General features: G+C 36.8%; 24 protein-coding genes and 1 riboswitch. Of the genes, 11 read left to right on the forward strand and 13 right to left on the reverse strand.

Translation table 11 applies throughout. The annotated features are described in order from the left end of the window. The first annotated feature begins 250 nt into the window (after window positions 1-250). The gene (murD, locus tag ACG94X_RS00505; RefSeq protein ID WP_419381789.1) at window positions 251-1,597 is read left to right on the forward strand and encodes a UDP-N-acetylmuramoyl-L-alanine--D-glutamate ligase; all 1,347 of its coding nucleotides are present in this window, start codon (window positions 251-253) and stop codon (window positions 1,595-1,597) included. A gap of 21 nt (window positions 1,598-1,618) precedes the next feature. Further along, entirely contained in the window at window positions 1,619-2,815 is a 1,197-nt protein-coding gene (gene ftsW / locus ACG94X_RS00510; RefSeq protein WP_419381790.1) for a putative lipid II flippase FtsW, read from the forward strand. A 118-nt stretch (window positions 2,816-2,933) separates the two neighbouring features. On the opposite strand, the gene gluQRS is transcribed toward ftsW, so the two are convergent. The 7 genes from gluQRS to ACG94X_RS00545 all read right to left on the reverse strand — a co-directional run bounded on the left by gluQRS (window position 2,934) and on the right by ACG94X_RS00545 (window position 10,598). Continuing rightward, window positions 2,934-3,854, reverse strand: coding sequence for a tRNA glutamyl-Q(34) synthetase GluQRS (gluQRS, locus tag ACG94X_RS00515; RefSeq protein ID WP_419381992.1), 921 nt, complete (start codon window positions 3,852-3,854; stop codon window positions 2,934-2,936). Window positions 3,855-3,866: 12 nt separating this feature from the next. After that, window positions 3,867-4,394: an RNA polymerase-binding protein DksA gene (dksA, locus tag ACG94X_RS00520; RefSeq protein WP_419381791.1), complete on the reverse strand. Its 528-nt coding sequence runs from the start codon at window positions 4,392-4,394 to the stop codon at window positions 3,867-3,869. A 206-nt stretch (window positions 4,395-4,600) separates the two neighbouring features. Further along, a complete protein-coding gene (gene cpdA / locus ACG94X_RS00525) occupies window positions 4,601-5,413 on the reverse strand; it encodes a 3',5'-cyclic-AMP phosphodiesterase (RefSeq protein ID WP_419381792.1) in 813 nt (270 codons plus the stop codon). A gap of 9 nt (window positions 5,414-5,422) precedes the next feature. Further along, window positions 5,423-6,043 (reverse strand): NUDIX domain-containing protein, encoded by a 621-nt coding sequence (locus tag ACG94X_RS00530; protein ID WP_419381793.1) that lies wholly within the window; start codon window positions 6,041-6,043, stop codon window positions 5,423-5,425. A 75-nt stretch (window positions 6,044-6,118) separates the two neighbouring features. Further along, entirely contained in the window at window positions 6,119-8,014 is a 1,896-nt protein-coding gene (thiC, locus tag ACG94X_RS00535; RefSeq protein ID WP_419381794.1) for a phosphomethylpyrimidine synthase ThiC, read from the reverse strand. Between the two features lie 145 nt (window positions 8,015-8,159). Further along, window positions 8,160-8,288, reverse strand: a riboswitch (TPP riboswitch). A 61-nt stretch (window positions 8,289-8,349) separates the two neighbouring features. Beyond that, window positions 8,350-9,408: a hypothetical protein gene (locus ACG94X_RS00540; protein ID WP_419381795.1), complete on the reverse strand. Its 1,059-nt coding sequence runs from the start codon at window positions 9,406-9,408 to the stop codon at window positions 8,350-8,352. Window positions 9,409-9,527: 119 nt separating this feature from the next. Next, window positions 9,528-10,598 carry a hypothetical protein gene (locus tag ACG94X_RS00545; RefSeq protein ID WP_419381796.1) on the reverse strand — a complete coding sequence of 357 codons (1,071 nt, stop codon included), beginning with the start codon at window positions 10,596-10,598 and terminating at the stop codon, window positions 9,528-9,530. Between the two features lie 380 nt (window positions 10,599-10,978). Here ACG94X_RS00545 and phoU point away from each other — a divergent pair, with 380 nt between their 5' ends. Together phoU and ACG94X_RS00555 are read left to right on the forward strand one after the other, a co-directional pair. Then, window positions 10,979-11,701 carry a phosphate signaling complex protein PhoU gene (phoU, locus tag ACG94X_RS00550; protein ID WP_419381797.1) on the forward strand — a complete coding sequence of 241 codons (723 nt, stop codon included), beginning with the start codon at window positions 10,979-10,981 and terminating at the stop codon, window positions 11,699-11,701. Between the two features lie 204 nt (window positions 11,702-11,905). Further along, window positions 11,906-12,424 (forward strand): hypothetical protein, encoded by a 519-nt coding sequence (locus ACG94X_RS00555; protein WP_419381798.1) that lies wholly within the window; start codon window positions 11,906-11,908, stop codon window positions 12,422-12,424. 89 nt (window positions 12,425-12,513) lie between these two features. Here the strand turns inward: ACG94X_RS00555 and ACG94X_RS00560 are convergent, their stop codons facing one another. After that, window positions 12,514-13,791: an O-acetylhomoserine aminocarboxypropyltransferase/cysteine synthase family protein gene (locus ACG94X_RS00560; RefSeq protein ID WP_419381799.1), complete on the reverse strand. Its 1,278-nt coding sequence runs from the start codon at window positions 13,789-13,791 to the stop codon at window positions 12,514-12,516. Window positions 13,792-14,503: 712 nt separating this feature from the next. Here ACG94X_RS00560 and ettA point away from each other — a divergent pair. Continuing rightward, complete coding sequence (gene ettA / locus ACG94X_RS00565) at window positions 14,504-16,165, forward strand: energy-dependent translational throttle protein EttA (protein WP_419381800.1); 1,662 nt, start codon at window positions 14,504-14,506, stop codon at window positions 16,163-16,165. Between the two features lie 58 nt (window positions 16,166-16,223). On the opposite strand, the gene ACG94X_RS00570 is transcribed toward ettA, so the two are convergent. Further along, the gene (locus ACG94X_RS00570) at window positions 16,224-16,586 is read right to left on the reverse strand and encodes an SEL1-like repeat protein (protein ID WP_419381801.1); all 363 of its coding nucleotides are present in this window, start codon (window positions 16,584-16,586) and stop codon (window positions 16,224-16,226) included. A gap of 714 nt (window positions 16,587-17,300) precedes the next feature. Further along, window positions 17,301-18,059 carry an imidazole glycerol phosphate synthase subunit HisF gene (gene hisF / locus ACG94X_RS00575; protein ID WP_419381802.1) on the reverse strand — a complete coding sequence of 253 codons (759 nt, stop codon included), beginning with the start codon at window positions 18,057-18,059 and terminating at the stop codon, window positions 17,301-17,303. 114 nt (window positions 18,060-18,173) lie between these two features. Here hisF and ACG94X_RS00580 point away from each other — a divergent pair, with 114 nt between their 5' ends. The 5 genes from ACG94X_RS00580 to ACG94X_RS00600 all read left to right on the forward strand — a co-directional run bounded on the left by ACG94X_RS00580 (window position 18,174) and on the right by ACG94X_RS00600 (window position 20,975). Continuing rightward, window positions 18,174-19,124, forward strand: a complete 951-nt coding sequence (locus ACG94X_RS00580; RefSeq protein ID WP_419381803.1) for a homoserine kinase — start codon at window positions 18,174-18,176, stop codon at window positions 19,122-19,124. Between the two features lie 64 nt (window positions 19,125-19,188). Next, window positions 19,189-19,815, forward strand: a complete 627-nt coding sequence (locus ACG94X_RS00585) for a DUF1294 domain-containing protein (RefSeq protein ID WP_419381804.1) — start codon at window positions 19,189-19,191, stop codon at window positions 19,813-19,815. 29 nt (window positions 19,816-19,844) lie between these two features. After that, window positions 19,845-20,237, forward strand: a complete 393-nt coding sequence (locus ACG94X_RS00590) for a DUF4870 family protein (protein WP_419381805.1) — start codon at window positions 19,845-19,847, stop codon at window positions 20,235-20,237. A gap of 12 nt (window positions 20,238-20,249) precedes the next feature. After that, the gene (locus ACG94X_RS00595; protein WP_419381806.1) at window positions 20,250-20,564 is read left to right on the forward strand and encodes an antibiotic biosynthesis monooxygenase family protein; all 315 of its coding nucleotides are present in this window, start codon (window positions 20,250-20,252) and stop codon (window positions 20,562-20,564) included. A gap of 117 nt (window positions 20,565-20,681) precedes the next feature. Further along, window positions 20,682-20,975: a putative quinol monooxygenase gene (locus tag ACG94X_RS00600; protein ID WP_419381807.1), complete on the forward strand. Its 294-nt coding sequence runs from the start codon at window positions 20,682-20,684 to the stop codon at window positions 20,973-20,975. A 69-nt stretch (window positions 20,976-21,044) separates the two neighbouring features. On the opposite strand, the gene hisA is transcribed toward ACG94X_RS00600, so the two are convergent. Both hisA and ACG94X_RS00610 read right to left on the reverse strand, forming a co-directional pair. Next, a complete protein-coding gene (gene hisA, locus ACG94X_RS00605) occupies window positions 21,045-21,776 on the reverse strand; it encodes a 1-(5-phosphoribosyl)-5-[(5-phosphoribosylamino)methylideneamino]imidazole-4-carboxamide isomerase (RefSeq protein WP_419381808.1) in 732 nt (243 codons plus the stop codon). Window positions 21,777-21,881: 105 nt separating this feature from the next. After that, entirely contained in the window at window positions 21,882-22,514 is a 633-nt protein-coding gene (locus tag ACG94X_RS00610; protein ID WP_419381809.1) for a 3'-5' exonuclease, read from the reverse strand. A 64-nt stretch (window positions 22,515-22,578) separates the two neighbouring features. Here ACG94X_RS00610 and ACG94X_RS00615 point away from each other — a divergent pair, with 64 nt between their 5' ends. After that, window positions 22,579-23,031 carry a transcriptional regulator gene (locus tag ACG94X_RS00615; RefSeq protein ID WP_419381810.1) on the forward strand — a complete coding sequence of 151 codons (453 nt, stop codon included), beginning with the start codon at window positions 22,579-22,581 and terminating at the stop codon, window positions 23,029-23,031. Between the two features lie 175 nt (window positions 23,032-23,206). Here ACG94X_RS00615 and ACG94X_RS00620 read toward each other — a convergent pair whose 3' ends face one another. Continuing rightward, window positions 23,207-23,731: a DUF805 domain-containing protein gene (locus ACG94X_RS00620; protein WP_419381811.1), complete on the reverse strand. Its 525-nt coding sequence runs from the start codon at window positions 23,729-23,731 to the stop codon at window positions 23,207-23,209. Window positions 23,732-23,794: the final 63 nt, after the last annotated feature.

Below are 23,794 nucleotides of genomic sequence, written 5' to 3' on the forward strand. Positions count from 1 at the left end.
TATTTTCTAAAATGTGAAATTTTAAGAGCCATTCTAAATAGAGTGGCTTTTTTTGGCGTTAAGTTTTTCATAATGGAAAAGTGATTGTTGTTTTTAGAATAGATGAATTTGATCTGAATCTTAAAATTATGACGGTTTTTTTACGCACTGACACAAAAAATTATCAAGAAAGCCAAAACAGAAAAAGCTTTCAAATCGGCAAAGTGCTAACATTTTGCAAGTTTCAAATTTTACTCTGAGTGGGGCAATAATGTTAATTCAACGTGGTGGCTTAAAAGTCGTTGCTGGGCTTGGTATTTCGGGTGTTTCAGCAGTTAATTTCTTACATGAGCAAGGCTACCGAGTTGCAGTCACAGATTCACGTGACGTTCCACCAGGGCATGACAAAATTCCAACTGAAGTACAGACCCGTTTTGGGCAGTTTGACCAAGAATTATTATTACAAGCTGAAGAAATTATTATCAGTCCAGGGTTAGATCCTAAATTACCTGAGATTCAAGCAGCGATTGCCAAAGGTATTCCTGTGATTAGTGAAATTCAAATTTTACGTCGTGCGACAGATAAACCAATTGTGGCCATTACAGGCTCTAATGCGAAAAGTACGGTAACAACACTGATTGGCTTAATGGCACAACAAGCAGGGGTTAAAGTCGCTGTAGGCGGTAATTTAGGGCGTCCTGCACTCGATTTAACCCATGATGATCCAGATGTTTATATTTTAGAACTATCTAGCTTCCAACTTGAAACGACGTCACATTTAAATGCAGCAGTGGCTGTGGTTTTAAATGTGAGCGAAGATCATTTAGACCGTCATGGCGATATGTTTGGTTATCACACAGCAAAACATCGTATTTTCCAAGGTGTGAAAAAAGTGGTTTATAACCGTGATGATTCATTGACGCGTCCATTGGTTCCAGATGTAACACCAATGCAGAGCTTTGGGCTGAATGCACCTGATTTAAATCAGTATGGTATTTTACGTGAGGATGATGGCACGATTTGGCTTGCACGTGGTCGTGAGCGTTTATTAAAAAGCTCAGAAATGTATATTCAAGGAACACATAATGTTGCCAATGCTTTGGCATGTTTGGCTTTGGGTGAGGCAATAGGCTTACCTTTAGACAAAATGCTAGAAACTTTAAAAACATTTAAAGGTTTAGAACACCGTTGTGAGTTTGTAAAAGAAGTTCAACATGTCCGTTATTATAATGACTCTAAAGGAACAAACATTGGCGCAACATTGGCTGCGCTCGATGGTTTAGGCGCAGCGATTGAAGTACAAGGTGGTAAAGTTGCGATTATCTTGGGCGGGCAGGGCAAAGGACAAGATTTTACCGCACTACGAAACTCATTACGGAAATACGCCAAAATTGCTGTTCTGATTGGTGAAGACCGTCCAGTCATTGAAAAAGCAATTGAGGGCACAACGACTTTGCTTCATGCAGAGTCATTGCAAGAAGCAGTGGCTTTGTGTCAACAAAATACGCATGTACATGATGTGGTGTTATTATCGCCAGCATGTGCAAGTTTTGATATGTTTACAGGTTATCCAGAGCGTGGTCATCGCTTTGTAGAATATGTAAATAAGTTGAACTAAAAGAATCATAAGGATAAAAGTATGGCTGGGTTAGCTCAGACGTCTATAAGTAAAATTAATCAGGTCTATGAACGTTGGTTACCTAAGTTCCCTGCGGAAATTACACCTCGTAATGTACTCATATTTTGCGTTATTTCACTGCTTTGTATTGGCACTGTTATGGTCGCTTCGGCGTCTATGCCTTATGCAGAGCGTATGCATGAGAATGAATTTCACTATGTGATTCGTCATGCAATTTCGATTGTTGTCGCGATGGTTGCAGCAGCGATCACCTATCGAATATCGTTGAATATTTGGTTTAACAATACCTTTCCGTTGTGGCTCATTACCATTGGCTTATTATTGGCTGTATTGGTGGTCGGAACAGAGGTCAATGGTTCTACCCGTTGGATTCGTGTAGGTGGTTTCACATTGCAAGCCACAGAAGTTGCTAAGGTGATGATGGCAATCTTTACTGCTGATTATGTCGTTCGACGTGCTGAAGAAGTTCGTAATAATATCAAGGGCTTGGTGCGTCTTGGCGTGGTCATGTTGCTGACTGTCGGGTTAATTATTGCGGAGCCTGATCTTGGGGCAACTGTGGTTATTGCTGTGTCGATGCTCGGTGTATTCTTCTTGGCTGGCGCACCAATGATCCAGTTCGGCTTTGCATTTGGTGCAATCTTAGTGGCATTTGTATCATTAATTGTGTTTGAACCTTATCGTTATGAGCGCCTAATGTCGTTCTCAAATCCTTGGGCAGATCCTTTAGGCTCAGGCTACCAATTGTCTAATGCATTGATGGCATTTGGTCGTGGAGAATGGTTTGGCGTGGGCTTAGGTCACAGTATCCAAAAAATGTCTTATCTACCTGAAGCACATACAGATTTCATGTTGGCAATCTTAGGTGAAGAGTTCGGTTTCTTTGGTATTTCGACCGTGTTGATTCTATCGTTTGTGATGCTGACGTGTTGTATTCGTATTGGTCAACGCGCTCTAAATCATCAGTATTTGCGTGCAGGTTATTTGGCTTATGGGATCAGTATTATTTTCCTATTACAAATTTTAGTGAATGCTGGAATGAATATGGGAATGTTGCCAACCAAGGGTCTAACACTTCCATTTATTAGTTATGGTGGTTCATCTCTCATTATGTGTGCGGTGATGATCAGTTTAATTCTTAAGATTGATGCATCTACAAAGCATGCTAATCCGAGCCGTGAAGTATCAAGTTTTTAGCATAAATTATGTCTAAGCTTTAATCCTAAAAAAGGGTTGCATCGTTCAGTTGCAACCCTTTTTTACATATTTGAATTGCATAATTTAGCTTGACTAAACACTGCTTCAATTGCTGATGTTATTCAAAAATTCCGTGAATCTCTGTCCCTTTGGGAATTTTCTGAATGTCCCATTGAGAGACAGCTTGAGCTAACATTTTATGTGGTTGATCTAAGTCTACAGCATGCTGCCCAAGTGCTGTAATCGCTTGTGCAAGTAATTGAGGTGCATTGTGAATGTCGAGTGCATGGGCAAGATTTTGTTTAGATAATTTTTGCCCTTGATCATTCATTGCGAGCGGTAGGTGCATGTATTCAAGTTGTGGATAGCCCAGTAATTGCCCAAGCCAAATTTGACGTTCAGTATTATCCAACAGATCCGCACCACGAACCACATGGGTCATTCCTTGCAGATAATCATCAACAACGACAGCAAGTTGGTAATTGATGATGCCATCACGACGTTTCAATACAAAATCGCCCAAGTCCGTACTTAGATTAGAACAATGTTGACCTTGTAAACGATCATCAAAACAAAGTGCTTGATCTGAAACTTTGACCCGAATGGCTTGATCTTGAAAATCTAAATTTTTTTTACGACAAGTGCCTACATAGATATGATTTGACCCTAACATTTTGCGGGTACATTCACATGCGTAAACCAATTTTTTTTGTTTGAGCTGTTCAATCACTGCATCGTAAATGTCTAAACGATTTCTTTGATAGATTATTTCAACGTCAGATTCAAATTCAAATGCATCTAAACATTGCAGAATATGTTGTTCACTATTGGGATAGATACGAGGAATATCTGTATCTTCAATACGAACGATCCATTGTCCATGTTGCGCTTTGGCATCGCAATAACTGGCGACAGCGGTAATGAGTGAACCAAAATGCAAAGGGCCGGTTGGCGATGGCGCAAACCGGCCCTTATAAGCCACCCGAGATTCCCCCTCTTTTTTTAAATGAGGGGTCAGGGGAGGATTAAGATTCTTCAACAACGGTCAAAATTACCCGTTATTTTGCTTCTCTTTGATCTCTGCAAGGGTTTTGCAGTCGATACATAAAGTTGCTGTTGGACGTGCTTCTAGACGACGTAAACCAATTTCGATACCACAAGTTTCACAGAAACCATAGTCATCGTTCTTAATCGCTTCAGTCGACTGTTCGATTTTACGAATCAGTTTACGTTCACGGTCACGGGTACGTAATTCAATCGCAAACTCTTCTTCTTGAGTTGCACGGTCATTTACATCAGGCAAAGAAGAAGATTCGTCTTGCATCGTGCTCAAGGTGCGGTCTACTTCCGACATCAACTCTGCTTTCCACGCCAGCAAAATTTTACGGAAATGTTCGAGCTGCCCCTCAGACATGTATTCTTCATTTTTCTTAGGCTGATAAGGCTCAATGCCAAATAGACTCGCTGTAGAACTGTTTTCAGTAGTCTTTGGCTTGGTCTTACGCACTCGCTTTACAGATTTGTCATCTGCAAGCTCAGCTTGTTCGTCCAAGACTGGGTTTTGGTTGTCATTCGCCATAAAGGGCATTCCTCATTATATGCGCATATCTATACGCAAAAATCATGGTGATATGCAAGTATTTTTATCACTGCCGATAGAATGAATCCATCGGGGGCATCATCATATAGATCTTTTTACAAAGATGAAAGCCTCTCATCTTTAATTTGACTTTCTGCATATCTCGTTGGTCGAATAACTTAATAGAAAAATGCATAAATGAAAAGCTAGTAACCTGAAATTTCTTCATTTATTGTAACTTTGAAATGATCTAAACGGTGTACAAATGTTTCAAAATCACCATTTTCTTTTAAATGTAAGCAACGGTAACCAGGTGCAATTTTATCAAAAGAAAATTCTTGGCTGAGTGGTTTAAATTGAACACAGGTCGCAGGTGTAGAAATAAATTGAATATTATTCCATACATTGAGTGATTCTTGATGAACATGCCCATGAACCACCGCTTTAATATGATTAAAAGGCGCCAAGACTGCTTTAAATTCGTCAGCATTTTTTAGAATATGTTGGTCTAACCATTTTGATTTCATTTCAAAAGGATGATGATGACATGCAATCACAACATGCTTGTCAGAATGTTCTAAAAGAATCTGTTGTAAATGTTGTAATTGTTCAGTCTGAATCCAACCATCTGTTTGACCTTGAACCGCACTATTGAGCAAAACGAAAACCCATTGACCGAGTTCAATCACAGTGGGAACTGGTTCAGGAGTGTGAAACGGAAAGAAACTCAGATTGTCGTGATTTCCTGGAATATGATAGAAATCTACGCCAAATTGTTGCATATATTTTAAATAACGATCATACGTTTCAGGAAATGCCGCTTGGGCTAAATCACCTGTATGTAAAATCAAATCGATATGGTCATAACGTCGTTGAATATCTTGCATAATCGCATGAAAGCTATCTTCTGGATTAATCCCGACAAATTCAGCATCAGCTTGATCCATCAAATGAGTATCTGTGATTTGAATAATCACTTTTTCAGTTTGATTTGGCGGTATGTTGAATATTGGTGTCATGTCCGTCCCCTAGACATTTTCTAATTTGCTACAGTGTTGTTGCAACCATTGTAAAGCCATGATCACAGGCGCATTTCTTAAGCGTGTACTTTGTAGTAAAAATTTGAGTGCTGAATATTCAATAATATGCAGTTTGATATTTTCACCTTCATCTGGCATCCCTAAAATTCCACCTTCTTCTGGCAACTCTGCCTGTGCGACATAAAGATGAAAAATTTCATCGCAAGCACCTGCGGAAGGATAAAAACTAAATAGCAGCTCGATTTGGTTTAATTCACAACCAGACTCTTCGATACTTTCTCTACGAATACAGTTTTCTGGAGATTCATCTCCATCGAGAACACCAGCAATAATTTCCAGTTGCCAAGGTGAAACTGGATCACTGACTGCGCCAATTCGAAATTGTTCAATTAAAGCAAACTTCTGTTGTTGATCATTATAGATCAGTACACCAGCGGCTTCATGACGATGAATCAATTCACGATGGATAACAGCAGTATATTCATTTTGATTAAACAAACGGTGACGCAAGCTTACTTTTTCGACTTGGATAAAACCTTTATAGGCGTATTCGCGGGATTGAATTTCCACATTTTTATGAGAATACGTTGCTTGCTGAATGATGTTCATGTGCACAGTTAGGATGAAACATATTCAGTTCATCCTAACTGAGAAATAACCAAAGATAAAAGTTTTTTTTAAACTTTACACTTTATGGTACAACTTTTGTCCTTGTTCCTGATAAACGGATTTCATGGTTTTGAGACCATCTTCTATAACTGTTTTACTATTGATAGAATGTGCTGCATTTTGTTGATTTTGTGCATAATCTCGCACGTTCTGGGTGATTTTCATAGAGCAAAACTTTGGCCCACACATCGAACAAAAATGTGCAGATTTATGTGCTTCTTTGGGCATGGTTTCATCATGCATAGATCTTGCTGTATCTGGATCTAAGCTCAAATTAAACTGATCCTCCCAACGGAATTCAAAACGAGCCTTAGATAAAGCATTGTCACGGACTTGTGCGCCCGGATGTCCTTTGGCTAAGTCCGCTGCATGTGCTGCAATTTTATAAGTAATGATGCCATCTTTCACATCTTTCTTATTCGGCAAACCCAAATGTTCTTTAGGAGTGACATAACAGAGCATTGCTGTACCGTACCAACCAATCATCGCGGCGCCAATTGCAGAGGTAATATGATCATAACCTGGTGCAATATCTGTGGTGAGTGGACCAAGGGTATAGAAGGGTGCTTCTTGACAAACTTCAAGTTGCAAATCCATATTTTCTTTCACCATATGCATTGGTACATGCCCAGGTCCTTCAATCATCACTTGGACATCATGTTTCCATGCACGGTGTGTTAATTCACCCAAAGTACGTAATTCTGAAAATTGAGCTTCATCATTGGCATCTTGAATACAGCCTGGACGTAAACCATCGCCTAAACTAAACGAAACATCATAAGCTTTCATGATTTCGCAGATTTCATCAAAATGCGTATAGAGGAAGTTTTCGGTATGGTGTGCCAAACACCATTGCGCCATGATTGAACCACCACGGGAAACGATTCCTGTAAGACGGTCGGCTGTCATTGGCACATAACGTAGTAACACACCTGCATGAATGGTGAAGTAATCTACGCCTTGTTCCGCTTGTTCTATTAGCGTGTCTTTAAATATTTCCCATGTTAAGTCTTCTGCAACACCATCGACTTTTTCCAAAGCTTGGTAAATTGGGACGGTACCAATTGGAACAGGAGAGTTACGGATAATCCATTCACGTGTCTCATGAATATTTTTACCTGTCGATAAATCCATGATGGTGTCTGCGCCCCAACGTGTCGCCCAAGTCATTTTCGCTACTTCTTCATCAATCGATGAACCAAGTGCTGAGTTACCAATATTGGCATTGATTTTCACTAGAAAGTTACGACCAATAATCATAGGTTCAATTTCAGGATGGTTAATATTGGCAGGAATAATCGCGCGACCTTCAGCGACTTCTTTACGTACAAATTCAGGCGTAATTTCCATTAAATTACGTGCGCCGAAGTTTTGTCCTGCATGTTGGCGCATATCTACACCATCACGTTGGCGCTGATTTTCACGAATCGCGATATATTCCATTTCAGGCGTAATCATACCCTGGCGTGCATAATGCATTTGCGTTACGTTTTTGCCATTCAGCGCACGACGTGGCTTTTGAATGTGGGCAAAACGAATTTCGGCAGTGCGAATATCTTTCAGACGTTCTTGACCAAAAGAAGAGCTGAGTGTCGATAAACATTCAGTATCTTCACGCTCTGCAATCCATGTTTCACGAACATTGGGTAAACCTTTGTTTAGGTCGATAGCAACATTTGGGTCGGTATATACGCCTGAAGTGTCATAGACCAAAATATCGGGGTTTTGTTCACCGCCTAAACCTGTTGGGGTGTCGGTTAGCGCAATTGCACGCACGGGGACTTGAATATCTGGGCGCGAGCCTTGAATATAAACTTTAGATGAAGCAGGTAAAATACGAGTCAGATCTTTGGCATCTTGCTCGTGTTGAGCAAGTTGATCATTTGAAGAGAGATTCGTTAATTGGTTCATTGCAATGATCCTTATGAATGACATCAACGAATCAAGCACGACCAAAAACGATGGCAAATTTAGTCTATTTCACATTGAGTATTCTCACTTTATAAATGGAGAATAGCCGTGTATTTCTACTGAAATAGATAAATTGAAGGCCGTAAGTTTTTAGATGCTTGATTCCTACGCAGGTCTTAACCTGATCAGGTTCAACGGTACTTAGGTTTAAGTTCATTCAAAAACGAACTGCCCTAATCTCAGCGAGGTATTACTCGCGCTCCGTCAAGCTATGTGGTGGATATTAACACACTCTTTCTAAATTAAATTTGCAATTTATATGATTTGTCTTTGGGCTATAGATGGTCTAAATCGAGTAATTTGTTTAGATCATTCCAGTTATTTTCTTTAAACCTTTTTACTCCTTCAAGGGTTTCATTTATAAATAAATTATAATCTGCTTGCGATCCTGTTTTTTCATCATAAGGCGTTTTTGAAAACGGATAGTGATTAAAATAATTTAAAAACTTTTTGGCTTTTTCTCCAGACGGTGATGTTGTCTTGGCGAGAGAATGGATTGCTTTGTCTGCATCAGAATCTAGTTTTACAGTGTAGTCCCCAATTTCAAAAACTGGAGTATTTTCAAGCCCTCTAAACAAATATCCCTGATAAAATTTTATAGTATTCTTAACTTGTTTATTAAAATGGCTATTTGGATATTGAGTTAAGTAATTTTCCCAAAATATGATCCAGTTACCCAGTTCTGTAAATGATGCAGACAACCCTGCATCTTTGTCAATTGAACCATCAATGGCATTGACTTGCTTAACAATTTCTTTTAAATAAATTTGATCGGCTTCTGGTAATGAAGCTGCAAAAATCTCTAGTTTGTAACGTGGATCCTGAGCAACAGAATAATCACCTTCGCCTAAATTGTACTGATATAAATATAATACTTTATGATTTTTAGCGATATATTGCTCTTGATGAGTCATTTTTTTATAAAGTTGTGCAAGCGCCTTTTTATCTGAACTACTAACATCATCAGACAATTGGGTAATGTAATTTTGAACATTTTTAGGTAATTTACTGATTTGGTATTCATAGATTTTGTCAGATTGATCGATCCACTCATAACGTGTTTCCAAAGGAACAGAAGCCACACATTTTTTAAATAATTGATTGAGTCGATTTAAGTCTTCTGGTGAATAGCTTTTTTCTAAATTTTTAATCGCAGTATCTACAGCACCGCAATTCTCTGGAAATGCAGGGATTTCAACAGTATCAGATTTTTTTTCAGGAGTAGATGTTTTTATTTTTTCATCTTTTGTAGCTGTTTCAGGCTTTTGACATGCAGTCAGCAGACTCAAAGCGAGAATAATAGAAATCACTGTACCAATTTTTAATATTTTCATAATGTATGTCGAAGTCAGTTTTATTAAGTTATAGATGTTTCGAATCTCAAATTATCGCATATTAAGAATGTGCGAATATTGAATGTAGCTAGAATAATAAGAAATAAAGCATAGGATAGCTATGATGAGGAACAAATGGCATCACTAAAACAATCTCTTTTCGCACGTTTGATATCCATTGGATACAAGTTCAAATATTGATTGAGCTGTGAAAGTAGTAATAATTGAGGCTTGTTTTCTAACTTATTCTGCTCTTTCGCACTGAGTTGAATTTTTTGTTTACGTTGCTCTGTCGTCATATTGATAAATTGTTGAAACTTTTCAGCTTGCTTAGACAGTTCTCCATCATTAGATTTGGCTAAGCGCTTAATTGCAATCCAACTGGCAATATCGATATCACTTTGGCTTTCAAAGTGAACTGAGATAGGTGCGCTCTCAATACCTTGGAATAATAAATTGCTATAAGTATTTTTTAAAATTTTTGCATCCGATAAGTAAGCACTTTTTGGATAATCTTGAATATATTTTTGCCAAAATATAGCTCTTTTGGCAATTTCATCAGGAGATAGGTTTATGCTGTTATTTTTTAACAAAGCTTGGGTGTTTTGTTCTGCAAGATTTTCAATAAATACTTTTTCAGGTTCAGGTAAATAAGGTGCAAACACTTTTGCTAAATATTGTGGGCTGCGTCGATAAGCGATTTGATCGCCATCTTGTTCAATTAATTCAATATATGCTTGCCCTTTGTGGCGCAATAAATATTGGTCACGAATATTGAGTTGTTCAAACTGACTTTGTTGAATCGTTGGATAAGCAGCTTGATCTAATACGTAATTTTCAAAAGCTTGCTGTTGTATACTAGTACGGTCTAAATGTAAAAAATTTTGATACATTTTTTGGGAAAGATTCATCAACTCTTTTTGTTCAGAAAATTTCATTAGCGGTAAACATAAGCGAATATCTTGATTCACTTGTTCGATTGCTAAAGTGGTTCTTTGAGCATTCATATCGCGCATTTCTTGTTTTAAATTTTGACAAATTTGGGTCAAATCTGGCGTGGTTTTCTCACTTTTTGGCGCTTCTTTTGTTTCATGTACGATATCTGCAGCGGGTCTTTGACACGCTGTAAGCAGGCAACTAAGCACAATGGTTACACTACAGATAGAAAGATGAATGATTTCGCTGCGCAATTTTTTAGACCGTTATATTGAATAAATACAAACCAACTTTGTTCCTAAGTATTGTTACTTAAACTGAGCTAAATAAATGAAATGTTTTGTGGTTTTATGATCATAAAACGTTAGTGAATTTGTAAATTTGAACCTTATTTTACAAGGAATCTTAAAAATTAAGATTTATGTATTTAAAAATTAAAATGTATTGTTTATTTTTAATTAAGTATTTGAAATTCACAGCATATTGTAAATAGGATGAAAACGGTATCCAAAGTTGCTTTTTTATTTATTGAAAATTCATCTGAAACAAAAGTACTGTCATAAAAGATTCATAATTGGTATGGTTTAATATTAGCCTATAAGAAATGCTTTTGTTGCATGTGGAGTAACAGAATTTGAGCCCTAGTAATCCTGTATTAAGCCATCACATTTCCTCACAATTTAATGAGGATTTGCAGGATGTAAATACCAAATTTATGACCATGGGTGGTTTGGTTGAGCAACAAGTTGCCAATGCTGTGCATGCCTTATTAGACACCAATGCCAATATGGCGATTGACGTTCAATTTCAAGACAATACGGTCAATCGTTATGAATGTGAGATTGATGAAGCTTTAACACTGATTTTAGCTCGTCGTCACCCTGCGGCAATTGATTTGCGTATGGTGATTGCAATGAGTAAAGCCAATACCGATTTAGAACGTATTGGCGATGAAGCCGCGAAAATTGCTCGCATTGCACAAAATTTGTGTGAAGAAGGTGAGTCGCCACGTGGTTATATGGAAACACGTCATATTGGTAATCAAGTTCGTGTGATGATCCATGATGCTTTAGATGCTTTTGCCCGTGTTGATGCTGAACAAGCATTAAAAGTGTTATTGGCTGATGCAGATATTGATCGTGAATACCAAACGGCGACACGTACGCTAATGACTTATATGATTGAAGATCCTCGCCATATTAGTCGTGTCATTAACGTGATGTGGGTACTTCGTTCTTTAGAGCGTATAGGCGATCATGCACGTAATATTTCAGAACAAGTCATTTATATGGCAAAAGGCTTTGATGTTCGTCACACTAGTGTGGAAGAAATTGAGCAAAAAGTTCAAGGTAAATAATATTTGGTTTAAATGAAGCTAAAAAGACCTAAGTTTACAGGTCTTTTTTATGCTGAAAATTTAAGTTTTGAATCACAAAAAGTCATAAAAATTCGCTATTGTATAGTTTTTTTAAATCTTATGTGTTGAGGGTCTACATTGTTATTTAAAATTGTGATAAAAATAAAAAAAAGGAATAAACAAAACAAGTTGGATACCTAAAACATGAAATTTACTATTTTGGATGAAGATGGTTTTTTGGCAATTGTAAATGCTGACCAATACCAATCTTTTGTAGATAAAGATTGGCAATTTGAGCAACTGATTGCACATTTTAAAATCCAAATAAAACAGCTAAATTTAGTACTTTGGCAAACAAATGAATGGGGCGGTGGTGTTTGGAATATTGAAGTTATTCGCGATTCGAACTTATTAAAAGGTCAGCATCAATTTAAACAATTCATTCAGGTTACAAACCAAAAACTATATTTTAGTAATTACACCGATTTAACAATGGCTGCTCAATTTACCGATGAGTGCATACCCAGCAAGGATAATCAGCAGTTATGTGTTGAACTTGCAAACGGTCCTTATTTGATGACGGTAAGCAATCTATTTGAAAAAGAACAAGACTTAGAAGAAGAAATTGATGCAAACGCCATCCATTTTCAAATTTGTATAGAGCCACATTCAGAAAATATTTTAATGGGTCAAACGGATAACATTCATTGGTTTGAGTTGTGACATTATTTTTATCAACATTAAATTCAAAGTATTGAAATAACTACGAAGTTAAAAGCCAGAATGACTGGCTTTTAACTTTTAAAAATTGCTTAAACCTGAGCGAGTGCTTGTTCTAAATCCGCAATTAAATCATCGATATGTTCGATTCCAACCGATAGGCGAACCATATCAATACTGACCCCCGCAGACTTTAATTCTTCTTCATTCAGTTGACGATGTGTCGTGGTTGCAGGGTGACATGCCAAGCTCTTTGCATCACCAATATTCACTAAACGAGTAAATAATTGTAAGGCATCGATAAAGCGTGTTCCGCCTTCAAGACCATCTTGTACACCAAATGACAGAATTGCAGAAGGTTTACCTTTTACATATTTCTGTGCCAAAGCATGTTGTGGATGATCTTTTAAACCTGCGTAATTGACCCATTTTACTTTTGAATGTGCCTTCAAGTATTCAGCAACTTTTTGCGCATTTTCAGTATGTCGCTCCATACGTAAGCTTAATGTTTCCAAGCCTTGTAGGATCAAAAATACGCTGAGTGGACTGATTGCTGCACCTGTATTTCGTAGAGGTACAACACGTGCTCGTGCGATATATGCAGCTTCGCCTAAAGCTTCGACATAATTTACGCCGTGATAACTTGGATCAGGCGTATTTAAAACTTTGAAGCGTTCAGGATATTTACCCCAAGGGAATTTACCACTATCAACAATTGCACCGCCAATAGAGTTGCCATGACCACCAATGTATTTGGTTAATGAATGCACCACGATATCTGCACCATGTTCAAACGGTTTGAGTAAGGCAGGTGTTGCCACAGTATTATCGACAATGACGGGTATGCCATATTCATGAGCAATTTTGGAAATGGCTTCTAAATCAATAATATTACCCAGTGGATTACCAATGGATTCAACAAAAACTAATTTGGTTTTTTCATCAATTAAACTACGTAGTGCTTCAGGATTTTGATAATCAAAGAAACGAACTTCAATCCCTTGTTTAGGCAGCGTATGTGCAAATAAGTTGTATGTACCGCCATAAAGTGTTGATACAGATGCAATATTATCACCTGCTTCTGCAATGGTTTGAATTGAATAGGTAATTGCAGACATGCCTGAAGCTAAAGCCAATGCGCCAATTCCACCCTCAAGCGCAGCCAGTCGTTGTTCTAATACTGCTGTGGTTGGATTCATGATTCGGGTGTAAATATTCCCTTGAACTTTTAAATCAAATAAGTCTGCACCATGCTGGGTATTATCAAAAGCATAAGAAGTCGTTTGATAAATAGGTACGGCAACCGCTTTCGTGGTTGCTTCTGGTGAATAGCCTGCATGTATGGCAAGGGTTTCGTCTTTATAACTCATGTTTTATCCATTTTTTATTAAATATCAAATGAGTGTAGCAAAGAATGATATGAAGTAAATAAGGGTTTAAATATTTTAAAATCATAAAAAATGATATAGAACACATTCACAGTCAGAAAGTTTGATATCCATTATTGATCAAAAATAAAATGAATGAATCAATATAACATCAGGCGCAAAAATTAGACTTGAAGATAATTTATCGTAAATCACCTTTCAGATACTCCTTATTCAAATAACCTATGCTGCGAATGATCATCAGGCTTTGTCACAAGTTGGTGGCTTTACGATTTTAGAGTGAACTTAGAAAAGTGAGACAGGTAGTGATTGGTTTTCTAGCACTGAAATCATTGTCAAATTATAATGAATCAAGTTTGGTGCAAAACAAAACACAATTTTATTCATATTAATCGAATTTCTGTTGGTAATAAGTGTAAATTAATTGTTATTTATTAATGTTTTGCTTAATTACTACTGGCGGTATTGAGCGGATTATTTTAATCAAAAAAATCACTTTGTATTTTTAATACTGAAGCTGAATCCATTTAAAAATTTAGAATCACCCCCATGGTAATAATCAACATATATTATATTTTAAATATCTCATTCAAATTCACTGATTCTGAACAAAAGCTGACAATTTCAGCGTATAATTTATAGCATTTATTTGTTCGCATTTTGCGAATTTCTACTCATTATAGAGGAGTCCTACGTGGCCCAATATATTTACACGATGAACCGTGTGTCGAAAATGGTTCCGCCTAAACGCGAAATCTTAAAAGACATCTCTTTATCATTCTTTCCAGGTGCAAAAATTGGTGTACTTGGTTTAAACGGTGCAGGTAAATCTACCTTGCTTCGTATTATGGCTGGCGTAGATAAAGATTTCTCTGGTGAAGCTCGTGCGCAACCAGGTATTAAAATCGGTTATTTAGAACAAGAACCGCCATTAGATCCAAATAAAGATGTTCGTGGTAACGTTGAAGATGGTTTACGTGAACCATTAGATGCTTTAGCGCGTTTGGATGAAGTTTTTGCAGAATATGCAGCAGAAGATGCAGACTTCGATGCACTAGCAAAAGAGCAAGAAAAGCTTGAAGCGATTATCCATTCTTGGGATGCACATAACTTAAGCAACCAAATGGATCAAGCAGCAGCAGCATTGAACCTTCCAGCTTGGGATGCAGATGTAAATCTGCTTTCAGGTGGTGAGCGTCGTCGTGTTGCATTGTGTCGCTTGCTTTTATCTAAACCAGATATGTTGCTTCTAGACGAACCGACGAACCATTTAGACGCAGAGTCTGTGACTTGGTTAGAACGTTTCTTGAAAGACTTTGCTGGTACGATTGTGGCAATTACGCATGACCGTTATTTCTTAGATAACGTGGCCGAGTGGATTTTAGAGCTTGACCGTGGAATGGGTATTCCTTACCAAGGTAACTATACCAATTGGTTGGAACAGAAAAATGCCCGTTTAGAGCAAGAAAATAAACAAGAAGAGTCTTTTGCTAAAGCATTAAAGAAAGAACTTGAATGGGTTCGTTCTAATGCCAAAGGTCAGCAAAAGAAAAACAAAGCACGTATGGAACGTTTTGAAGAGCTTAACTCTAAAGAATTCCAACAACGTAATGAAACTTCTGAAATCTACATTCCACCTGGCCCACGTTTAGGGAACAAGGTTGTAGATGTTGAAGGTATCAGTAAATCGTTTGATGGTCGCCTATTGTATGAGAACTTAACGTTCTCGGTACCGCCAACTGCGATTGTCGGTATTGTCGGTCCGAATGGTGCAGGTAAAACGACACTATTCCGTATGATGACAGGCGAACAGCAACCAGATACAGGTACTGTGACACTAGGTGAGTCGGTTAAAGTGGCTTACGTCGGTCAGTTGCGTGACACTTTAGATGATAAGAAAACAGTTTGGGAAGAAATTTCTGGCGGTTTAGATATCTTACGTATTGGTGATTACGAAATTGCATCGCGTGCCTATATCGGTCGTTTTAACTTCAAAGGTCAAGATCAGCAAAAGCGTGTTGGTGAATTGTCAGGTGGTGAGCGTAACCGTTTACAACTTGCGAAAATTTTACAAATGGGCGCAAACGTTATCTTACTGGATGAGCCATCAAATGACTTGGATATCGAAACCTTACGTGCGCTTGAGGATGCAATTCTTGTATTCCCTGGTACGGTAATGGTGGTATCGCATGACCGTTGGTTCTTAGACCGTATTGCGACACATATTTTGTCATTTGAAAATGAACAACCAGAATTCTATGCAGGTAACTATGCTGAATATGAAGCATACCGCCAATCACGCTTAGGTGATAGTAGTGTTCAAAAACGTTCTAAATACAAAAAAATTGGTGGCTAACCGCCCATTTTCTAATTAAATATCGCGTATAAAAAAACCAGCTTTCGAGCTGGTTTTTTTATTGATATTGTAGGGTGCTGAGTTGGAGTTGTGCATCAAGATGCCCTTGATTGGCAGCAAGAATTAACCATTTTTGAGCTTTTAGGGTATTGGTGTCTAAGCCCAAATGACCATGCAAATACAACATACCCAATTTATATTGTGCGCTGCTGTAACCTTTAAGTGCTGAATGTAGGAAAAACCAAATCGCATTACGTTGATAATGGTCAATTTGAAGGTTTAAAGCGTGAATTTTCTCCAAGCTATATTTCTGGTTAATTGCCAAATGCTCATACGCTGTAGCACGATGATAGGTATGTAGCGTTTCAGACATCATAAAAACATTTTTATTGATGTTATGATTTGAAGTATGTGAGTACATTTTTGATTTCCATATCAACTGAATTATTTTTATTAACACGATATTCCATAACTCACTTTATTTAAAAAATAAAGCTTCTATTGGTAAGAGTAATGTAAAAAAATAGAATAATAAATACCCAGATCTAGTGATTTATAAAAATAGTTTCTTGAATGTGTGAAATCAAATTCGGAATATAAAATTATTGAGAATTAATTAACAAAAAATTATAAGTTTTTAATTTTATTAATCAAAAATGTGGAAGATTATGAATAAATACTAAATTTAGAGAGCTGTTCTATTTATTTTAATTATTACATCATTTGTAAAAAGTTATTTAATTAAATAAAATATTTTACTTTGTTTGAGTTGTGAATAGGGTTGGGTATTTTTGAAATTTTATTACAGCGATAATTGTATAAATATAATATTAACTAAATAATGATTTTAATAAAATTAAGTAATTTATTTTTATTAAATAAGCTACTTTAATATCATGAATGATTTTAAGATGAGCTATGAAAGTATTTTATCCAAAAGAGCATCCGATGGAATAGAGATTTAAGTTATTTGAACCACAGGTTAGTTAATCAATAACTATGTATTTTTAGGATCGTTTTGAACATCTATTCAATATAAAAAATAAGTTTGAGAGGAAAAACACCAATAAAAAAAGAGTGTTATATCAACACTCTTTTAGACAATATGATTAAAAAACTGGGTTAAAATAATCAATCAAAGACGCATTTCAATCCCTTGCGCTGCAAGATATTGTTTCGCTTCTGGAATGGTGTGCTGACCAAAATGGAAAATAGATGCAGCTAATACGGCATCTGCGCCACCTTGTAAAATACCATCAGCTAAATGCTGTAAACATCCCACACCACCTGAGGCAATGGTTGGAATGGTGACACGATTATTAATCTGACGCATTAATTTAAGGTCATAACCTGCTCGAGTACCATCGGCATCCATCGAAGTGATGAGTAATTCACCTGCGCCGAAATCGGCCATTTTCACAGCCCATTCAATGGCATCTATACCTGTGGTTTTACGGCCACCGTGGGTAAAAATTTCCCACTTATTATCGCCAGTCTTTTTTGCATCAATTGCGACAACAATACATTGTGCGCCAAAGCGTTGTGATGCTTCTTGAACAAATTCAGGATTAAATACGGCAGCAGAGTTAATGCTGACTTTATCTGCGCCTGCATTGAGTAATAGGCGAATATCTTCAACTTTACGCACACCACCACCAACTGTCAGTGGAACGAAAACCGTTTCTGCCATACGTTCAACGGTACGATAAGTCGTATCACGACCATTTGAAGTGGCAGTAATGTCTAAAAAGGTAATTTCATCTGCACCTTGTTCATTATAACGGCGAGCTACTTCTACTGGATCGCCTGCATCACGGATGTCAAGAAATTGCACACCTTTCACCACACGACCATTATCTACGTCTAGGCAAGGGATAATACGTTTAGCGAGCATAAAATTTTTCCAAAAATAACAGCCAATTATCAAACAAAACGATGCAGGAGCTACACCTCGCAAGTCAGAGAGGGTATTCTATCAAACTTATGTAAGTTTTTTCGCAGGTTTTCTATGTCGGTTTATACCACTTTGAGTTTAAAGGAAGTTCAGGATTTTGCAGCACCTTATGGATTAGAGGTGATTGACCTGATTCCCATTCAAGGGGGTATTCAAAATACCAACTATTTTATGGTGTGTGCAGATAATTCACAATTTGTTTTAACGTTGTTTGAAAATATGGATGAGCAAGGTGCAGCTGAGTTAGTTCCAGTATTGGAGCATTTAGGACAGCAGGGTTTACCAGTTCCTGTACCTTTAAAGTGTCATGGAAAATCTATTCAAACCTTGAAGGATAAGCCTGCACAAATTGCACCTAGAATGTCAGGTAAACATCCTATGCCATCGACCGTTGAGCAAGTTGAGCAAATTGCGCTTGCCCAAGCGAAGTTGCATATGGCATTACAAAATTTCCCGCTCCATCGTAACGAAGCACGTGACCATCGTTATTGGCGCAATGTTGCACGACAAATCAAACCCACGCTGAATGTTGCCGATACAGCACTTTTAAATAACCTTTTGGGCTTGTATGAAGTCCTCACAGCGATGTATTCAAACCGTCCTAAAGGCTTGATTCATTCTGATCTGTTCCGTGACAACACTTTATTTGAGGCTAATCAACTCAAAGGCATTCTCGATTTTTACGAAATGAATAGAGATGAACTGCTATTCGATATTGCGATCACAATGAATGACTTTTGTACGGAATATCCTGATGTTCATTTAAATGAAGCCAAAGCGACCGCATATTTACATGCATATGATTCAATTCGTCCGATGACTGAAGATGAGAAATCTTGTTTGGAGCTCTATCTTGCAATGGCGGCAGGGCGTTTCTGGATGATGCGTTTACAAGTGGCACAAATTAATGCGACTGAAGGACGTACAGGAGATGATATTTTGCAAAAAAATCCGCTAGAAATGCGTAATATGTTGATTGAGCGATTAAAATTTGTCACAGCTTAAAAAATCAGCTTTACTTGGCAAATAGCTCTAAAACATTCTTGTTGAATAAAATTAGGAAATAGAAATGCGCGATCAAGGTCGATTAGTTGAATGGTTTGATGATAAAGGCTATGGCTTCATCCAGCCAAATGATCAAGCGAAAGATCGCGTATTTTTACATATTAAGGATTTTGCCAAACAAGGGCCACGTCCGATTGTGGGTTGTGCGCTTGAATATGTGGTGCAACTCGATGGTCAAGGACGTTATAAAGCCAAGCAAGTCAGTTATTTAAAAGCATCACAGGTACAAAAGTCTTCACAAATTTCAAATCAGCCAAAAAGTCAGCTAGTATCTAAATTACAACCGATACAAATTCTGAGTGTGGTTTATATAGTCGCTTTGGCAATATTAACTGCTATAGGTTACTTGAGCGGAATGGTTTTATTATTTATCAGTATTATCAATGTGATGACGTATTGGTTCTATTCTCAAGATAAAGAAGCAGCTCAAAATGGTGATCGTCGTGTGCCTGAAAATACGCTACATATTTTATCATTATTAGGTGGATGGCCAACGGCTTGGCTTGCACAACAACGCTTACGACATAAAACACAAAAACAACCTTTTAGAAAGATTTATTTCTGTACTATCTTGTTTAATACTTTATTGATTTTATGGCTAATTTCTCCATTAAATGTTTTTAAATTTTAAAGTGTTTTCGCCATTTTTGAGGAAAATTCATGAATAATTATATCGATCCGAATAACAGTAAATCACTGACTTTTATTTTATATATTCTTTATATTGTGGCAATTTTCTCAGCTGGAATACTTGCAGTCGTTGCTTTGATTATTAACTATGTAAAATTAGATTCAGTGCGTGGCACCATTTTTGAAAGTCATTTTAGATGGCAAATCCGAACTTTTTGGTGGTACTTAATTTGGACACTCATTGCATTTGTCCCATTTCTATTTTTATTTTTCACCATAGATAATGTGAATGCATTTACAGGTGTTGCTATCGGTGGATTAGTTTTTTGTATTGCTGTGTTATTTGTTTCTTGGATTTGGATTGTTTATCGCGCGATTCGAGGCATTATTGCTTTAAATGATAACCAATCTGTACCGATTTAAGGGAAATTGCAAATGATGATTGAGCATGTGCATTTACATATAAAAGCAGATATGAGCCAAGATTTTGAATTGGCTTTCCAACAAGCTAAAGAGATTATTTACCCTGCAGATGGACTGAATGCTGTTCAATTGATTAAGAATATTGATGACCCACATCGTTATGTTTTATTAATTTTTTGGGATACATTGGAAGATCATACAGAAGGTTTTAGAAAGTCTGCGGCATATTTACAATGGAAAGCATTATTACATCCATTTTATGATCCAATCCCAGAAGTTGAATATTATCAACCCTGTATGTTAATTAAAAAGAAGCCGTTATTATAACTGGAATAATTTAATAGAGTGTTTTTTAGGCGGCATGTTAAAATACTTTATAAAATTGATGTTGTCCTTTTCTCGTCATACTTTTATGGTGCAATACAGAATAAAAGGAGATTAACTATGATTGTTGAACAAGCTTTATTTCATATCATTGATGGTCAAGAGATGTTTTTTGAAAAGAAATTTTATGAATTATCAGATACATTTAGAAATGCAGACGGTTGTGAAAAATTTAAATTGATTCGTGGAATCGAAAATAAGCAAAATTATATTTTACAAATTCATTGGATCAATTTAGAAACCCATACCGATATTTTTATGAAGACTGAGGCATTTAAGCAGTGGTTTTTAGCGATGAAGCCATTCCTGGCGGCTAAAGTTGAAATGCAGCATTATGAAAATACATTGGTTTAATTTATTGCCCGAAGAAAATAAAAAGAGAACATAATGTTCTCTTTTCTTTTGCCGTGATAAAACCAGTGCTTAAAGCGCTTGTTCATCCAATAATAATTGAGCTTCACGAAGGTTCAACGTACCTTCATAAATAGCACGACCTGTAATCGCACCTAAAATACCATGCTGACCTTTTAAGTTGCGTACATCATCCAGATTGGTTACGCCACCAGAAGCAATCACAGGTAAACCTGAGTATTGTGCAAGAAGAACAGTTTGTTCAATATTGACACCTTGCATCATACCATCACGCGCGATATCGGTATAAACAATACTTGAAACACCTGCATCTGCAAAGCGTTTAGCGAGATCCATTGCTTTAACATCAGTCACATTCGCCCAACCATCAGTTGCGACCATGCCATTAATTGCATCGATACCAACAATGATTCGACCTGCAAATTTCTTACATGCTTCTTCAACAAATTCAGGCTCTTGAACTGCTTTCGTACCAATAATAACGAATGACACGCCTGCATCTAAATAATGCTCAATGGTTTCTAATGAACGAATACCACCACCAATTTGAATTGGTAGGTCAGGTTGCGCTTTCGCAATGGCTTCTACGATAGGTTTGTGAATAGGCGTACCTGCGAAAGCACCATTTAAATCAACCAAATGTAAGCGACGAGCGCCTTCATTTACCCAATGCTGCGCAGTTGCAACAGGGTCGTCAGAAAATACAGTATCGTCTTCCATACGACCTTGTTTTAAACGAACACATTTACCATCTTTCAGGTCAATTGCAGGGATGATTAACATACTTTCGCTCCTTGCCTAATCTCATGAGAATTTATTGTGGCTCATCTTAGCAAAATATTGATCACTTTCTAAGTGTCTGTTTACGCTTTTATTTAGATGAATCCCTTATTTTAAAGCAGTATTGACAATATTTTCAGGAAGTAAGCCTAAGCGCAGTAATTCTTCAAAGATTAAAACAGGTGCATAAGCATCTGCAGTTGCGTATTCCATTTGCTGTAAAGTCAGTTCTTTACGTGCCCAATTGGAGGTGCTAATCGACTTACTTTTAGGGAAATTAATTTTAAATAATAAAGCCATCGCATTTTTAATACCGACAGTATTGGTCAGCCCAAAAATACTGAAATATTTCGAAAGCTCAACAATATTATTCAGTTCAATGCCTTTTTTCCGGAATAAATGCGCATCATTTTTTAAACCAAATCCGACTTTAATTTGCTGATTATTTTCAAATATAGGTTTTAAAAAACTCAAAATATCGGCTGAAACTTGGAATAAATAAGCTTTTTCAGCCGTGGCAAGTTGGATCAAATGAGGGCCTGTTTGTACTTCACCTTTGGTAAAAGTTGGTTTAGATTCGGTATCAAAGCCCAGTAATACTGATTTTTTTAACTCATTTTCAATCTCTCGGCATTGTTGCAATGAATTAATCACCATAATGTTTTTATGGGGCAAATTTTGAAAACGAGGGAAGGTTTGGATGAGTTCTTTACTTGGAACGAATTGAGTTGGATGATCCACAAGTTTTCAGCATTCTAAAAATTAATCTTATTGTTATAACAAACATCGATAAAAGGTGATAGTTTTGTCGCATGAAAATGATGGAGCAGATGCCATGGCTGAAAAAGATGATGACCTTTTAATAGAAGGGGCAAAACGTATAAAACAATTGATTCAAGATAAAAATATTAAAGCCAGTGATATCGTCAATATATTGGAAACATCGAAAGGTACAATGAGTAAATGGCTACAAAGCTCTACTCCTACAAGTGCACAAAGTTTACTTGAGTTGGCACGTTTAGTTGGAATGACCGAGCGTTGGAATAGTGAGTCTAAACAACAAGATAAGCAAGAGCAAGCAGATTTGGTGAATAAAGCTTATATCGATGCTGAAGTGGATTTAAGCCAAGCAACGATGGAACAGTTAATGGGTGAAATTAAAGATCGTTATGCAGCTTTAAATTTAAAAGCAGAGATTAAAATTACGGTGCATCCAATTGAAGGTGGTTTTGTTACTCGTGACGAATTCGATAAATAAAAAATGCATGTAAAAATGGGCAAATCATGGACGTAGTGTCTTTAAAAGTGCAAGACCTAAAATGGAAAATGATTCATCACTTTAGTTTCTTAATGATTTAAACTTATTTTTACATTGCCTTAAGTAAAAATAACCGCTCAAGAGAATGAAAGGTTATTGAACCAAATCTAAGCCATTATTCAGATTGATTGATTTGTTGCTGATATTGCTGTTGTTGAGCACGATTGGTGTAATCTTGGTAAGCTGGGATGGCAATTGCAGCTAAAATTCCAAGTGGAAAAATAAGAATATACATCCAAGCTAAAACTTTTTCCCAAGTTTTTGTGTCGCGTGGTTGACCATAATTATTTGCTCCTTGAGTTCCAGGTGCAAAAATTAAATACAACATAAAAAAGATGTTAATAAGTGGCACTAGGGCGATGAGAGATAACCATCCACTTTGATTTTTGTCATGCAGACGACGAATTGTAAAAATAAAAGTTAAATAAATCAGACCAACATAAAAAAATAATCCAATAACGGCAACGATATAAAGCATGATGTTTGAAGTGTTATCTGTAAGCATAGGGGTTAAAAATGCTGCGATAATGGCTATTGGAAGCACGGATAGACCGAGCAACATATTCCATCCTAAGTAAGAAAGCCGTCCAAAACGACCATTTGCACTGAATGGAGAATCATTATTGTGAAAATTAGACATTTTATTTTCCTATATAAATAAATATTTTTAGATCAATTATTAAAATGAATTGCAGGTTTTTTT

The sequence above is a fragment of the Acinetobacter psychrotolerans genome, from assembly GCF_048552595.1.
Taxonomy (GTDB): Bacteria; Pseudomonadota; Gammaproteobacteria; order Pseudomonadales; family Moraxellaceae; genus Acinetobacter.